The sequence below is a fragment of the Rhizobium sp. Leaf453 genome (assembly GCF_001425605.1).
Taxonomy (GTDB): Bacteria; Pseudomonadota; Alphaproteobacteria; order Rhizobiales; family Rhizobiaceae; genus Pararhizobium.
On sequence record NZ_LMRG01000023.1, the window covers coordinates 651,912 to 665,408 of the forward strand.

The window sequence follows — 13,497 nt, forward strand, 5'->3', positions numbered from 1 at the left end:
AAAAGAAAAGCGGCAAGAAAGGGAGCGTTTCTCGCCGCATGCTTTTTTGTGGCGGCAGGTTAGCTGCAGCCAGTTCCGCCAGCCGCAAAGCGCTTGACATCGGTGGCCATGCGCACGCCCACCGGCTCGTTGAACAACGGTCCGAAGGCTTGCAGTTGTGCGGGGTGACCTTCAGCCTGGACGACGGCAAGCGGACGGGACTCTGGCGAGTTTCGCTTGACGATCAGGATGCGCGGGCGGCCAGAGAACGAGTTGAGTTCAGGCGCCAGGCGATAGGGCTTGAATGCCGTGTCACCCGATTTGAACCAACATGCATTTGCGCCGAGCGCAACCCTCTCCATCGTCGCGAGCGCCGTGGTGCTTTGCCCCGGAGACGGTGGTTTCGCCGACTGGCAGCCGGCAACGAACGCAAGCACCGTCACCGGGAAGAAAGCGGACAGGAAGCGGAGGAAAGCAGCGGCGCGCATGGGAAAAGCCTTCTGATTCGGTCTTTGACGCTGCCTTCTATCAGGCCGAATGTTAAGCGGCGATTACATCGAGAGCCGACGCGAACAGTCCGCGACCATCGGCGCCGCCATGGGCCGCCTCGATCAGGTTTTCCGGATGCGGCATCATGCCCAGCACATTGCCCTTGGCATTAATAATACCGGCGATGTCGTTGACTGACCCGTTTGGATTGGTGCCTGCGGCATAACGGAACACGACCTGACCGTTATCCTCGATCGTCTTCAGCGTTTCTTCGTCGGCGAAATAGTTGCCATCGTGGTGAGCAACCGGGCAGCGGATGATCTGGCCCTGCTCGTAGGCCCGGCTAAACGCGGTATCCACGTTGACGACTTCAAGCTTGATTTCCTTGCAGACGAACTTGAGCGAAGCGTTGCGCATCAGGGCACCCGGCAGCAGGCCTGCCTCCACCAGGATCTGGAAGCCGTTGCAAACGCCGAGAACCTTGACGCCGGCATCGGCCTTCGCCTTGATCGCCTGCATCACCGGCATGCGCGCAGCAATAGCACCGCAGCGAAGATAGTCGCCGTAGGAGAAGCCGCCGGGAATGACGATCAGATCGACATCCGGAATTTCGGTCTCTGTCTGCCAGATGGTGATCGGCGCGTTGCCCGAAATCTTGGTCAGGGCGGCGATCATGTCGCGGTCACGGTTGAGGCCTGGAAGCTGGACGACGGCGGATTTCATTGGTGCGGTTCAAACCTGGATTGGGCCTCGGCAAGTTCACGCAATTCGAGGCGGTTTTCTATGCGGTCGAGGCGTGTCTCGTGCCGAGCGAGGATTCCATATATATTGTGAATGTCCTGCTGCATCGAAATCATCGTTCCGCGCATTGCATTCAATTCTGACCGAATTTCTTTTTGACCTTCTTTTAGGCCAGCGATATCTGCGTGAACACGCTTGAGCAGTTCATACATCAATTCGTTCGTGATTTCGGTCATGACCTATCTCATTCAACCCTTAGGCGAGTGAGATAGTGTAATTCTCGATCACCGTGTTGGCCAGAAGTTTCTCGCACATGGCCTTAACCTCTGCTTCCGCCTTGGCCTTATCGGCGGTTTCGATCTGGAGATCGAAGACCTTGCCCTGGCGGACATGACCGATACCGTCGAAGCCGAGCGCGCCGAGAGCGCCCTCGATTGCCTTGCCCTGCGGGTCAAGAACGCCATTCTTCAGCGTCACTGTTACGCGTGCGTTGATCACTGTTGTCTTCCTGCTTATTTCACCAGCACGGGGCCGGTGCCGCGCGGCGGTTCGTTCTCGTTCATGATGCCAAGGCGGCGGGCGACTTCCTGGTAAGCCTCGACGAGGCCGCCCAGATCGCGGCGAAACCGATCCTTGTCCATCTTTTCCTTGGTTTCGACATCCCACAGACGGCAGCTGTCCGGCGAAATCTCGTCCGCCAGGATGATCCGCATCATGTCGCCTTCGTAGAGGCGGCCGCATTCGATCTTGAAGTCGACGAGCTGGATGCCGACGCCGAGGAAAAGACCGGTGAGGAAGTCGTTGATACGGATGGCGAGCGCCATGATGTCATCGAGTTCCTGCGGGCTCGCCCAGCCGAACGCGGTGATGTGCTCTTCGGAGACCATCGGGTCTTCGAGTGCATTGGCCTTATAGTAGAATTCGATGATCGAGCGTGGGAGAATGACACCTTCCTCGATGCCGAGGCGCTTGGCCAGGGAGCCCGCCGCGACGTTGCGCACGACGATCTCAAGCGGAATGATTTCCACTTCCTTGATCAGTTGCTCGCGCATGTTCAAGCGGCGGATGAAATGCGTGGGGATTCCGATCCGGTTCAGGTGCGTGAAGATGTATTCGGAGATACGGTTGTTGAGCACGCCCTTGCCGTCGATGACTTCGTGCTTCTTCGCGTTGAAGGCAGTGGCGTCATCTTTGAAGAACTGGATCAGAGTGCCAGGCTCGGGACCCTCATAAAGGATCTTTGCCTTGCCCTCGTAGATACGGCGGCGACGATTCATAAAGGCTATCTCTGTTGCTTCCGGCGCTCTTGGGACGCGCGCATGGTATTTTCTAAGGCGGTCCATAGCCGAAATGAAACCATTTCACAATCGGCGTCTGATCCGATCCCCTGAATTAGCGAGAGCGTAACACGGAAAGTCACTGAAGCCGAAAACTTCGCATTGCACTTTGGGCGAGCTTTTGGTTTATGGGCAAAAAGCTGTTCGCAGCACAGGTTTTTCTGGGAGAATGAATGATGACCGACATGAGAGATCGCGAGAAGGCGTTCGAGGCCAAGTTTGCTCTGGATGAAGAACTGCGGTTCAAGGCTGAGGCGCGCCGCAACAAGCTTCTGGGCTTCTGGGCTGCCGGACTGCTCGGCAAGAGCGATGCTGCTGCCTATGCGCAGGAAGTCGTCGCCGCCGATTTCGAAGAGGCAGGCCACGAGGATGTCGTGCGCAAGATCCGCGCCGATTTCGATGCCGCTGGCATCGTTCAAAGCGACGAGCAGATTCGCATCAAGATGGTTGAACTTCTGGGCGAGGCCATCACGCAGGTACAGAACGGCTGATCCTCAAAGCCGATGGCTGAACCGCCCGTTCGCGCGGGCGGTTTTTCTATGTCTTTTCGATGCTTATGGAATTTGCGCTCAAGCCAGCCTAGCGCCAACTTGCCGAACGGATGAACGTCTCGAGATCGGCTTCCAACATCGGCCGCGCAAAAGCGTAGCCCTGCAGCGTGTCGCAGCCGAGATCGCGCAGGATAGCGGCGTGCTCACGGGTCTCTACGCCTTCCGCCACCACCTCGATGTTCAGCGAATGACCGATGTCGATGATCGATCCGACCAGTCTGCGCTGTTCGGCCGTGTCGGTGATTGGCTTCACTAATGCCCGATCGATCTTCAGACGGCTGGGGCTCAGCTTCATCAGACCAATGATCGACGCATGGCCGGTTCCGAAATCGTCGATTTCGATGTCGATGCCGAGCGCTTTCAGGTCGCTCAAGGTTTTCGACGAACATTCGTCGAGGTCATCAAGGAAGATCGATTCAAGCAGTTCGAAAGACAGTTTTCCACGCGGGATGCCGAGCGTCCTCAGGCTCTCGATCAGGCCTGGCTCGCGCAGACGCGGCGAGGAGACGTTGACGGAAATACGGGGAATGGAAAAGCCCTGCCTTTCCCAACAATCGAAATCGCGCAGCGCCTGTTCGGCGATGGTTCGGTCGATGACCGTCAGAGCGTTGATGTCTTCGGCAATTTTCAGGAAATAGTCGGGAGCAAGCAGTCCATGCTGAGGATGCTTCCAGCGTACCAGGGTTTCGACCCCGGCAATGTCGAGCGTGCGCGCGTCGAACTGCGGCTGGTAGACCGGCACGAATTCGCCGTCCTCAAGGCCCCTGATGATCTCGTCGGCAGTGCGCTTGACGTGGTGGATCTGGGTCTGGAGCTGCTTGGTGAAGAACTCGTAGCGGTTTCGTCCCTGACCCTTGGCGCGATAGAGCGCGATGTCGGCGTTCATCAGGGATTGCTTGGCGTCCACCGTGCCGTCCAGTGTCCAGGCGATGCCGACGCTGGCGCCGAACCGGCAGAGATGCCCTTCGTAGGGAACCGGTTGCCGCAGGGCGTCGATGATCCGGTCCGTCATCGAAATGACCTGTTCCTGTCCGTGCCCGCTGTCACAAAGGATCAGGAATTCATCACCGCCTATTCGTGCCACGAAGTCCCGTTCGCTGATGATTGTGGACAGGACGCGTGCCGTATGCACAAGCATCGTGTCGCCAGCCTGATGACCGAGCGTGTCGTTGATCTGCTTGAAGCGATCGAGATCGATATGCAGGATGGCACAATAGGCGACCTTCTCGCTGATCCACTCCTCAAGCTGCTGATCGAGGTAACGCCGGTTCGGCAATCCCGTCAGGTGATCGTGAAGGGCGTTGTACTCGATGCGGGTGCGGGCTGCCTCGAGTTCCAAATTGCGGGCTTCGGCCAGCTTCCGTTGACGATCAAGTTCGTCGCGCAAGACGACATCATCGGTAATATCCCAGTTCGCACCAATGAGCTTCCGCTCTCCTTCGGCGTCCACAAACGTAACGGAACTGGACCGGATGTGACGGATATCGCCGTCGGGCCGAACGATGCGAAAGGCATTGGTAAAGGGCACGTTCGATGCAATGCCGGCAGCGATTGTCGCAAGAGCAGCCTCGCTATCATCGGGATGCAATATCCGGTCGAGCAACGCAGGTTGATCGGCAGGCGGTACGAATTCCAATCCGTAGATCTTCATCAACTGCGCGTCGCGTACGACTTCGCCAGTGTCGAGATTGGCCTCGAACACGCCGATCTCGGAAACATCCATGGCCAGGCGGAGGCGCCGCGTGACTTCCTCCAACTGTGCTTCGGCCTTTTTCCGTTCGGAAACATCGGTATCCGTGCCGATGATGCGGGTCGGTTTTCCGTCCGCCCCCCATTCTATTGAGGCGCCGCGGCTTTCGATCCACACCCAGTGGCCATCTGCGTGGCGTTCGCGATACTGAAACGTGTTGAACTCGACTTCGCCTTCGTCCTGTCGGCGGATATATTCGAGCACGTGCTCCCGATCGGCCGGGTGCACGCTTTCGATCCACTCGTCGAGCGATCCATCGACGCTCGCATCCGGCGCCATGCCACGGATCAGCTTCCAATGCTTGGAATAGAACAGATCACCTGATTTGAAATCGTGGTCCCAGACGCCCTGATGCGCGCTTTCAAGTGCGTATTTCCACCGCATCTCGCTCTTTTGCAGGGTTTCGATGGCCTGCTTCATGTCGTCGATCACTTGGACCTGCAGGATGATACCGCTGTCGATGGCCGACAGGGACGTCGAGACCCAGTATGGTTTGCCGTCGGTGCCGATCAGTCGGATCTCGTGACGACCCGGCTTGTCCCCTCCGAGGCCGATATCTGCGAGCGATTCTGCGAACGCCGCTGCGTCTTCATCATACAGAAACCCGAGGATCGGCCTACCGCGGATCGTGTCGGGGGAAAGGCCGAAAAGGCTTGAAAATGCGGAGTTCGCGCGCTGAATAAGACCGCGCTGATCGACCAGACAAAAGCCGACCGGCATCGAATCCAGAATGGCGGCGGCGTCCTGTGAAGGATCATTCACTGCCGGTGTTCGCCACTGGTCTCGGTTCGTTCGGGCGGTTGTCACGTGTCCGTCGTTCTCGCAGGATTTTCCGCACGATACACAACGACAATGAAGGCCCCCTTAATGTTGCAATGCAGTCTATTGCAGATAATCAGCCTTGTAGCCGATTGAGGAATTGGGCAAAAACCATCGTGCCTTCCGGCCAGGGACCATGCCCGGATTCCGCATTGATATGGCCGGATTGTCCGGCATCGACGAGCATCGATCCCCAGGCATTCGCGAGGTCCCCGGCATGTTCATAAGAGCCGAACGGATCATTCTGGCTGGCAACCATCAGGCTCGGAAAGGGCAGTGGGTCGCGCGGGTAGGGGCCGAACGTCATCAGGTGTTTTGGACGGATCTTCGGATTGGTGACCTCCGGTGGAGCAACCAGAAACGCACCTGCGATCTTCTTGTCGACATGCTCCAGCGCGTGAACAGCGGTCGCGACACCGAGCGAGTGCGCAACGATGACGACAGGCTTGGTCGCGGCATTGATTTCCTCGACCATGCGCTTGACCCAGTCTTCGCGCACCGGCTTTGCCCATTCAGCCTGTTCGACGCGGCGAGCGGAAGCCAATTTGCTCTGCCAGCGGCTTTGCCAGTGAGTGGGGCCGGAATTGGTATAACCGGGTACGATCAGGATATCTGCTTCGGATGCTTTCATAGTAACGGCGATTTGAGGTCGAAGGGTGCGGAAGTCAAGTGTCACGGAAGCAGATCAGGTATATGCTGGCGTCACGGGTCGCCTGGTCACGACGTTCCGGGACGGCTGTTGCCGCCGATGAACGACAGCGCGGAAATTGCGTTAAACTCCAATTATTCTCTCGTTAGCCAGACCGCTGATTGTTCTTGATTTCAAGTGACGATGCTTGTCGAAGGAGGAGAATTGGTCATGACAGCCTTTCATGTAATGGCGGGGTCCGGGGCTGAACTCGCGCATCCGGGCATTCGCACGATATCGGTTTCGGACGTGTTCGATGCGTTGCGCCTAGGATGGGAAGATTTTCGAGCGAAGCCATCGCATTACGTCTTCCTCTGCCTGATTTATCCGATCGCGGGCGTCGTGCTGGCCGCCTGGAGTTCCGGCGCCAACATGCTGCCGCTCCTTTACCCACTGGCGTCCGGATTTGCGCTGCTGGGGCCGGTCGCCGCGATCGGGCTTTATGAAATCAGCCGGCGGCGCGAACTCGGCATGAACACCAACTGGCGGCATGCCTTCGATGTGCGTCGTTCGCCGGCGCTCCCATCAATCATCGGTCTTGCGGCCATGCTGCTGGCCGTATTCGTCGCCTGGTTGCTCGTCGCCCAGTCGCTTTACACGCAGATGTTCGGTGAGGTTCCGCCGGCTTCCATGTCGGCGTTTTTCAGTCAGGTTTTCGTGACGGAGCAAGGCTGGAACCTCATTCTCGTCGGTAATGCCGTCGGTTTTGTCTTCGCGGTCATCGTGCTGTCAACGGTCGTTGTCGCGTTCCCGCTCCTCTTGGACCGGGATGTCGGCGCCGTGGCTGCAATCGAAACCTCCATCCGCGCCACGCTCGCCAATCCCTTGCCGGTCGCCGTCTGGGGGATGATCGTCGCCGGCGGCCTCGTTCTGGGCTCGATCCCGGTTTTTGTCGGTCTCGCCGTGATCATGCCGATCCTCGGGCACGCGACATGGCACCTGTATCGCAAGCTGATTGTTCCTCCGCCTGCAAAATAGGCGCCCATGCAAAACGCCGCCCTGCGAGGGGCGGCGTCCGGCTGAAAGCGTGCCTCAGCCGTTTAGCGGAAATACTTGTAGTAGGACGAAATCTGCGCCGCCGTCTTGGAGGATGGATCAAGACGGATGCCGATCCTGTCGCCGCGATACCATTTGACGACGCCGGTCAGATGACCGAACTCGGTGCTCTGGATCGAGACTTCCTCGCCGGTCTTGGCATTGATGTCGAAATTGAGCTGGAAGCAGATGCCGGCCGACGAGAGATCTTTGACAATCCCGCGGCTCATGCCGCCCTTGCACGTGACCTCGCCGGTGAATTTCGTCGTCGTGCGCGCCGGCTTGCGTTCGATGACCTGCTGGTAAGGCATTTCCCACCACTCCCGCTTTTTTCGTTCTTTGACGGAGCGTCGCACGAAGACATGACGAAAGCCTTGGAAAAACCGTTCAGAATCGAGCCATCTGGGCCAAAATCGAACAGACCGTCGTCGCGGCGGTGAGGGGGAGCCGGGCAGGCTCCCCGAAGGAATCAGCCGAATACGCGATTGAAGATCGTGTCGACATGCTTGGTGTGATAACCGAGGTCGAACTTTTCGCGGATGTCCGCTTCCGAGAGAGCGGCGCGCACTTCAGCGTCAGCAAGCAATTCCTCAAGGAAATCAGCGTCCTTTTCCCAGACCTTCATCGCATTGCGCTGCACGAGGCGGTAGCTGTCCTCACGCGATACACCGGCCTGCGTCAGCGCCAGAAGAACGCGCTGGCTCATGACGAGGCCACGGAACTTGTTCATGTTCCTCAACATGTTTTCCGGATAGATCACCAGCTTTTCGATAACGCCGGCAAGACGGTTCAGGGCGAAGTCTAGAGTGATCGTCGTATCGGGGCCGATGGCGCGCTCGACACTGGAATGGCTGATGTCGCGTTCGTGCCAAAGGGCAACGTTCTCCATCGCCGGCACGACGGACATGCGCACCAGCCGGGCAAGGCCGGTCAGGTTTTCGGTCAGGACCGGATTGCGCTTGTGCGGCATGGCCGACGAACCCTTCTGGCCGGGCGAGAAGAATTCTTCCGCTTCCAGAACCTCGGTGCGCTGCATGTGGCGGATTTCGATGGCGACGTTTTCGATCGACGACGCGATGACGCCGAGCGTTGCGAAGAACATGGCATGTCGGTCACGCGGAATGACCTGGGTGGAGATCGGCTCGGCGATCAGGCCCAGCTGTTCGCAGACATGTTCCTCGACGCGCGGATCGATATTCGCGAAAGTCCCGACTGCGCCGGAAATAGCGCCGGTTGCGATTTCTGCCCGGGCGGCGACGAGACGGGCGCGGTTGCGGCTCATTTCGGCATAGAAGCGGGCAAAGGTCAGGCCCATCGTGGTCGGCTCGGCATGAATACCGTGGCTGCGGCCGATGCGAACCGTGTCCTTGTGTTCTAAAGCACGGGCCTTCAGCGCGTTCAGAACGCGATCCATATCCGCGAGCAGAAGGTCGGCGGCGCGAACGAGCTGGATGTTCAGCGTCGTGTCGAGCACATCGGACGAGGTCATGCCCTGATGCACGAAGCGGCTGTCGGGGCCGATGAACTCGGCGAGGTGGGTGAGAAACGCAATGACGTCATGCTTGGTGACGGCTTCGATCTCGTCAATGCGCGCCACGTCGAATGTTGCAGCGCCACCCTTTTCCCAGATCGTTTTTGCCGCCTCTTTCGGGATTACGCCCAGTTCCGCCAGCGCGTCGCAGGCATAGGCCTCGATCTCGAACCAGATGCGGAATTTCGTCTCAGGCGACCAGATGGCCACCATTTCCGGGCGGGAGTAACGCGGGATCATGGGCTTTCAGCTTTCGTCACGGAGGGAGTTGAGGAGCCTCTAGCAAAGATGGCCGGCAATCTCAACGTTGCAATGTCAATGCTGCCTGCCGGGCGTCCGGCGGGCAAGCCACAGGCTGGCAAGTGCAAGGGCGGCAAAACCGAAAGGCACGAAAAGCGGAACGCCCATGACTACGAATTGATAGACCGCCGCCGCCGAGGTGAAGACAAACTGGTACATCCAAATCCTGGTGCCGAACGGCTCGTGCCATTGGGAGTAGAACATCCGGTAGTCCATGGCGAAGAGGAAGGCGGTGGCGGCAATGGTGCAGACCGTCAGGCAGAGGAAGAAGGCGGCGAAGCGGGTTTCGCCGCGCCGGCCGATGGCACCGAAGCGTCCGAGAAACAGAGCGCAGGGCCAGGCGATGATGCCGCCGCAGAAGAACAGAAGCAGGATGCTGCAGATGTGATAGGTCTGGGCGCCATTGCGCAGGTAGAGCGCCAAGAAGGACGACATGGCCATCATCAGGCCCCAGACCGGCCCGCCAATGAGGATCTCACGCGCGCTTGGCAGGCAGGAGCAAAGCCGCCTGATCGTCCGCCGCAAAAGACCTGCGCGCTCGTCTGCTTCAGCCCTGCTTGATGACGTCATGGCGCGACGTGAACCGGAACGGCGATCCAGCGACCGTCATGGCCCTCGAAACCTACGCTCAGGACATGGACGAGAACGACATGGGTGGCCGGCTTGCCGTCCTGCTGGTCCACGACGACACCGCCAAGCCTGTAGCCGGTCGGGCAGGTGCGGCTGTCGGGAATCTTCCTATCGGCACAGATTTCACGGTCCGAGGGCTTGCCATTCTCCGACACAAAGACCAGTCGAAACCCGGGCGATTCCGGCGTCATTTCCTTACAGTTTTCGGCCGCCGGAAAATTCTTCTCCTGCAGTGTCAGGACGAACTCACGGCCGAATGCAGGTTCGGAGGCATATTCCCGATAGGCGAGTCGGTGGGCTGGGCTTTCCGTCTCGGTGATCGGGTTGAACGCGGCGAGCAGTCCGGGGCGGCTGTTGAGGTCGAACTTGTCAACGAGCGGTGTCGCCCTTGTGGCCGCTTCCGCCCTTGCCTTGGAGAGGCCGGCATCTTCGTCTTCCAGGCGCACCCGGATCGGCGTTCCCGGCAGGAAGGTGTCATTCTGCGTATTGATGAAGAAGATGTTGGAAAACGGGAAACCGGATCCGTCCTGAACACCGTATTCCTCGAAAGCGTAGACGCTGCCATCGTCGGAAAATCCGATCGATCGGAAGGAGGCGATATCGGCAGCGAGGGCCGTATCCGCGATCAAGGCCGCCGATACCAGCGCAACCGCCAGTCCGCCCGATAATCTCACCCGCACCCCTCCATCGCATTGCTGCGCAGAATGTCGATTGTTTTGCGGTAGGCGTCAACATGGCCGCCGCTGAAGATGGCCGAACCCGCAACGAAGACATTGGCGCCGGCGGAGGCGGGAAGGGCAATCGTATCAACCGCGATACCGCCGTCGACTTGGATATCGATCGGCCGGTCGCCGACCATGGCCTTGATGCGGCGGATCTTTTCTTCCATCGCGGGTATGAATTTCTGGCCACCGAAGCCCGGATTGACCGTCATCACGAGGATCAGATCGAGCTTGTCGAGGAGATAATCGAGCACGCTTTCCGGCGTCGCCGGATTGATCGAGACGCCGGCTTTTTTGCCCAGCGCCTTGATCGCCTGCACCGACCGGTCGAGATGCGGACCTGCCTCGGCATGGACCGTGATGCTGTCGCAACCGGCCTTGGCGAAGGCTTCGAGATAGGGATCGGCCGGCGCGATCATCAGGTGGCAGTCGAAATACGCGTCTGTATGCGGTCGCAGCGACTTGATGACATCAGGACCGAACGAAATGTTCGGAACGAAATGGCCGTCCATGATGTCGAGATGGATCCAGTCGGCTCCGGCTGCAACGACATCGCGCACTTCCTGGCCCAGCTTGGCGTAGTCGGCGGCGAGAATGGACGGGGCGATGCGGATCGGCAGCGGCATGATCAGGGGCTCCAACTGTTTTGGGGCCAATAGCATTGCTTGTCGCGGCAAACAACATTGGCGGGCGGTGGTTTGGCCTTTATCCGCGTCCGTTTGACGACGCCCAGGAGGGCAGGACGTCTTTTTCCGCAGCCACGGCATCGTGGACACCCCGCGCGATCGCCCGGGCCATGGTCGATGCGGCTGCCGCGCCGAGATCGATGAAGTCCGGCAGGGCGACCGTCTTGCCACTCGCTCCCGTCGCCAGCGCAAAGACGAGGTCACCGTCGAGCGGCGTATGCGACGGCCAGATGGCGCGTGAAAACCCGTCATGGGCTGCGATCGCCAGGCGCTTGGCTTCCGCCTTGGTCAGGACTGCATCGGTTGCGATGACGGCAATGGTCGTATTCTGGGTTTCGCGCTGGCCTTCTCGGAATTTGATCCGCAGATCGCGGGCGTCCTTGGGAAAGGGGTGCGGCATGCCGAGGCCTCCAAACTCCGTACCTTCCTCGAATGGAGCCGCCCAGAAATGTCCGGTATCGCCGATCGTCACCGAACCCAATGCGTTGACAGCAACCAGTGCGCCGATCGTGATGCCGTTGTCGAGAACGGTCGAGGCGGTGCCGAGCCCGCCCTTGAAGCCTGCCGTCAGCGCGCCGGTACCGGCACCGGCCGTTCCCGTCGCGAAATCGAGGGTAGCAGTTCGGACAGCCTGATAGCCGAGTTCCCGGTAGGGCGGGTAAGTGCCCCAGTCCTTGTCGCCGCCATTGATCAGGTCGAACAGGATGGCGGCCGGGACGATCGGAATATTGAGATTGCCGACCGGAAAGCCCCGCCCCATTTCCCGCAAAGCCGCCTGCGCGCCCGAAGCCGCGTCGAGGCCAAACGCGGAACCGCCGGATAGGATGACAGCATCGACGGTTTGGACCGTGTTGTGCGGCTCCAACAGGTCGGTTTCGCGTGTCCCCGGCGCTCCGCCCAGAACCTGAACGGCAGCGACCGCCGGCTGATCGCAGACCACGGCGGAAACACCGGATTTGATCCGGTGATCCTGCGCGTTGCCGACCTTGAGGCCGTCAACGTCGGTGATCGCATTGCGCAGCCCGGTCCGCATCACTCCGTTCCACTGACCGGAGGTGTCGGCACGAAGCGATTATTTTGCCATTGCAGCAATTGATAGGGATTGTCGGCCAGCTCATGATTGGCGTTGTAGCCGATCGGGCCAATTGCGGTCTGGTATGGTCCCTTGAGCAAGGCATCTGCCAGCTTGGTTTCATCCTTGAGGGCCTGATCCTTGGCCTGCTCGAGAAGTGTCACGGCTGAAAAGGCGGGTAGAACATAGCCTTCCGGAAGAAGATTCGCCGCCGTCATTAGGTCGACCGTGGCCTTCGCTTGTGGCTCGACGGCATGATCGGGCAGGGCGACCGCCAAAACACTGTTTGCCAGCGGCACTGGCTGGTTGGCCGCGTCGAGAGTTTCGCCACCCAGTAGCGTCAATGGGACCTGTTCGGAGGCGGCATCGCGCGCAATAATAGCCGTATCCGCGCGGTCGCCCCCGGTGAAGACGTGGGTTGCGCCACTCTTGGCAAGGCGTCGCACGAGGCTGACCTGCTGTTCCTGCGCTGGCCGGTAGGTGTCGGAAAAGACCGGGGTGAGACCGATATCGGCCAGCGCTGTGCGCACGGTCTCCACCAGTTCACGCCCATGGATGGTGCCGTCCTCGATCAGAGCGAGGGGCTCGTTTTTCCAGCGCGACAGGATGACTTCAGTGACCTTGGCAGCCTCCGCCTTGGCGCTCGGCACCATCCGGAAGAAGGGCCATTTCTTCTTCAGCGCATCTTCCATCAGGATATCCGAGCGAACGCTCAGCGTAATTGCCGGCATGTCGGCCTCGGCGAGCGCAGGAAGCGTTGCTTCGAGGCTTTCCGTGCACAGAAAGCCGATGACTGCCTCGGCACCGGTCGCGAGCACCGCCTTCGTCAGTTCGCTTCCATCCTTGGGCTCGCAGGTTTCCGGCACCACGACGATTTCCGAGTCCCGCTGCTCGGCCTGGAAGCGAGCGCCATCGATCATCTGCTGCCCCAGAAGCGCGAACGGCCCTTCCGTCGGGGCGACGACAGCGATTTTCAGGCCGGCTGCCAGCGCAGGCTCCGCCTGCACCGATGCGGCAATGAGAAGGCTGGCGGCGATCGAACGGAGCATGCTGATTTCCAGATGAAGGATGGGCATGTTTTAAAGATGTGGCGGCATGGGTCAAAGGAAAAGATGGCGGCATCGGTAGAGCGACCGCGATTGCCGCGATTGACCAAGAAAAATGACG

16 protein-coding genes are annotated in these 13,497 nt (G+C 59.6%); 2 read left to right on the plus strand and 14 right to left on the minus strand.

The genetic code is table 11. The annotated features are described in order from the left end of the window. Positions 1–59: 59 nt before the first annotated feature. Genes ASG68_RS21170 through purC form a run of 5 tightly spaced genes read right to left on the minus strand, consistent with a single transcriptional unit; the run spans position 60 to position 2,486 of the window. Positions 60–467 carry a hypothetical protein gene (locus ASG68_RS21170; RefSeq protein WP_062580756.1) on the minus strand — a complete coding sequence of 136 codons (408 nt, stop codon included), beginning with the start codon at positions 465–467 and terminating at the stop codon, positions 60–62. Positions 468–519: 52 nt separating this feature from the next. Continuing rightward, positions 520–1,191: a phosphoribosylformylglycinamidine synthase subunit PurQ gene (gene purQ / locus ASG68_RS21175; protein ID WP_062580757.1), complete on the minus strand. Its 672-nt coding sequence runs from the start codon at positions 1,189–1,191 to the stop codon at positions 520–522. After that, complete coding sequence (locus ASG68_RS21180; RefSeq protein ID WP_062580758.1) at positions 1,188–1,445, minus strand: hypothetical protein; 258 nt, start codon at positions 1,443–1,445, stop codon at positions 1,188–1,190. Before ASG68_RS21180 ends, purQ begins: the two co-directional genes overlap by 4 nt. Positions 1,446–1,464: 19 nt before the next feature. After that, positions 1,465–1,707, minus strand: coding sequence for a phosphoribosylformylglycinamidine synthase subunit PurS (purS, locus tag ASG68_RS21185; RefSeq protein WP_062580759.1), 243 nt, complete (start codon positions 1,705–1,707; stop codon positions 1,465–1,467). Between the two features lie 14 nt (positions 1,708–1,721). Next, a complete protein-coding gene (gene purC, locus ASG68_RS21190; RefSeq protein WP_062580760.1) occupies positions 1,722–2,486 on the minus strand; it encodes a phosphoribosylaminoimidazolesuccinocarboxamide synthase in 765 nt (254 codons plus the stop codon). A gap of 236 nt (positions 2,487–2,722) precedes the next feature. On the opposite strand from purC, the gene ASG68_RS21195 reads away from it, so the two are divergent. Next, entirely contained in the window at positions 2,723–3,037 is a 315-nt protein-coding gene (locus ASG68_RS21195; protein WP_062580948.1) for a DUF1476 domain-containing protein, read from the plus strand. 88 nt (positions 3,038–3,125) lie between these two features. Here the strand turns inward: ASG68_RS21195 and ASG68_RS21200 are convergent, their stop codons facing one another. Beyond that, on the minus strand, positions 3,126–5,609 hold the full coding sequence (locus ASG68_RS21200) for a bifunctional diguanylate cyclase/phosphodiesterase (RefSeq protein WP_062580761.1): 2,484 nt from the start codon (positions 5,607–5,609) through the stop codon (positions 3,126–3,128). Between the two features lie 133 nt (positions 5,610–5,742). After that, positions 5,743–6,297, minus strand: a complete 555-nt coding sequence (locus tag ASG68_RS21205; protein WP_062580762.1) for an RBBP9/YdeN family alpha/beta hydrolase — start codon at positions 6,295–6,297, stop codon at positions 5,743–5,745. A gap of 228 nt (positions 6,298–6,525) precedes the next feature. On the opposite strand from ASG68_RS21205, the gene ASG68_RS21210 reads away from it, so the two are divergent. Next, entirely contained in the window at positions 6,526–7,332 is an 807-nt protein-coding gene (locus ASG68_RS21210) for a DUF2189 domain-containing protein (RefSeq protein ID WP_062580764.1), read from the plus strand. Positions 7,333–7,394: 62 nt separating this feature from the next. On the opposite strand, the gene ASG68_RS21215 is transcribed toward ASG68_RS21210, so the two are convergent. The 7 genes from ASG68_RS21215 to ASG68_RS21245 all read right to left on the minus strand — a co-directional run bounded on the left by ASG68_RS21215 (position 7,395) and on the right by ASG68_RS21245 (position 13,379). Continuing rightward, positions 7,395–7,700 (minus strand): PilZ domain-containing protein, encoded by a 306-nt coding sequence (locus ASG68_RS21215; RefSeq protein ID WP_062610079.1) that lies wholly within the window; start codon positions 7,698–7,700, stop codon positions 7,395–7,397. 158 nt (positions 7,701–7,858) lie between these two features. Continuing rightward, positions 7,859–9,160, minus strand: coding sequence for an adenylosuccinate lyase (gene purB / locus ASG68_RS21220; protein WP_062580768.1), 1,302 nt, complete (start codon positions 9,158–9,160; stop codon positions 7,859–7,861). A gap of 75 nt (positions 9,161–9,235) precedes the next feature. Continuing rightward, complete coding sequence (locus ASG68_RS21225) at positions 9,236–9,790, minus strand: hypothetical protein (protein ID WP_062580771.1); 555 nt, start codon at positions 9,788–9,790, stop codon at positions 9,236–9,238. Continuing rightward, the gene (locus tag ASG68_RS21230) at positions 9,787–10,524 is read right to left on the minus strand and encodes a DUF2259 domain-containing protein (RefSeq protein WP_062610081.1); all 738 of its coding nucleotides are present in this window, start codon (positions 10,522–10,524) and stop codon (positions 9,787–9,789) included. The genes ASG68_RS21225 and ASG68_RS21230 overlap by 4 nt, the downstream gene beginning before the upstream one ends. Beyond that, the gene (gene rpe, locus ASG68_RS21235) at positions 10,521–11,198 is read right to left on the minus strand and encodes a ribulose-phosphate 3-epimerase (protein WP_062580950.1); all 678 of its coding nucleotides are present in this window, start codon (positions 11,196–11,198) and stop codon (positions 10,521–10,523) included. Before rpe ends, ASG68_RS21230 begins: the two co-directional genes overlap by 4 nt. A gap of 79 nt (positions 11,199–11,277) precedes the next feature. Then, positions 11,278–12,294 carry a P1 family peptidase gene (locus tag ASG68_RS21240; protein ID WP_062580775.1) on the minus strand — a complete coding sequence of 339 codons (1,017 nt, stop codon included), beginning with the start codon at positions 12,292–12,294 and terminating at the stop codon, positions 11,278–11,280. Continuing rightward, on the minus strand, positions 12,291–13,379 hold the full coding sequence (locus tag ASG68_RS21245) for a branched-chain amino acid ABC transporter substrate-binding protein (protein ID WP_062580777.1): 1,089 nt from the start codon (positions 13,377–13,379) through the stop codon (positions 12,291–12,293). Before ASG68_RS21245 ends, ASG68_RS21240 begins: the two co-directional genes overlap by 4 nt. Between the last annotated feature and the right edge of the window lie 118 nt (positions 13,380–13,497).

Bases quoted from the DNA above. Each gene is read 5' to 3' on its own strand.
- ASG68_RS21170 (WP_062580756.1), bottom strand. From the start codon at position 467: ATGCGCGCCGCTGCTTTCCTCCGCTTCCTGTCCGCTTTCTTCCCGGTG.
- purQ (WP_062580757.1), bottom strand. From the start codon at position 1,191: ATGAAATCCGCCGTCGTCCAGCTTCCAGGCCTCAACCGTGACCGCGAC.
- ASG68_RS21180 (WP_062580758.1), bottom strand. From the start codon at position 1,445: ATGACCGAAATCACGAACGAATTGATGTATGAACTGCTCAAGCGTGTT.
- purC (WP_062580760.1), bottom strand. From the start codon at position 2,486: ATGAATCGTCGCCGCCGTATCTACGAGGGCAAGGCAAAGATCCTTTAT.
- ASG68_RS21195 (WP_062580948.1), top strand. From the start codon at position 2,723: ATGACCGACATGAGAGATCGCGAGAAGGCGTTCGAGGCCAAGTTTGCT.
- ASG68_RS21205 (WP_062580762.1), bottom strand. From the start codon at position 6,297: ATGAAAGCATCCGAAGCAGATATCCTGATCGTACCCGGTTATACCAAT.
- ASG68_RS21210 (WP_062580764.1), top strand. From the start codon at position 6,526: ATGACAGCCTTTCATGTAATGGCGGGGTCCGGGGCTGAACTCGCGCAT.
- ASG68_RS21215 (WP_062610079.1), bottom strand. From the start codon at position 7,700: ATGCCTTACCAGCAGGTCATCGAACGCAAGCCGGCGCGCACGACGACG.
- purB (WP_062580768.1), bottom strand. From the start codon at position 9,160: ATGATCCCGCGTTACTCCCGCCCGGAAATGGTGGCCATCTGGTCGCCT.
- ASG68_RS21225 (WP_062580771.1), bottom strand. From the start codon at position 9,790: ATGACGTCATCAAGCAGGGCTGAAGCAGACGAGCGCGCAGGTCTTTTG.
- rpe (WP_062580950.1), bottom strand. From the start codon at position 11,198: ATGCCGCTGCCGATCCGCATCGCCCCGTCCATTCTCGCCGCCGACTAC.
- ASG68_RS21245 (WP_062580777.1), bottom strand. From the start codon at position 13,379: ATGCTCCGTTCGATCGCCGCCAGCCTTCTCATTGCCGCATCGGTGCAG.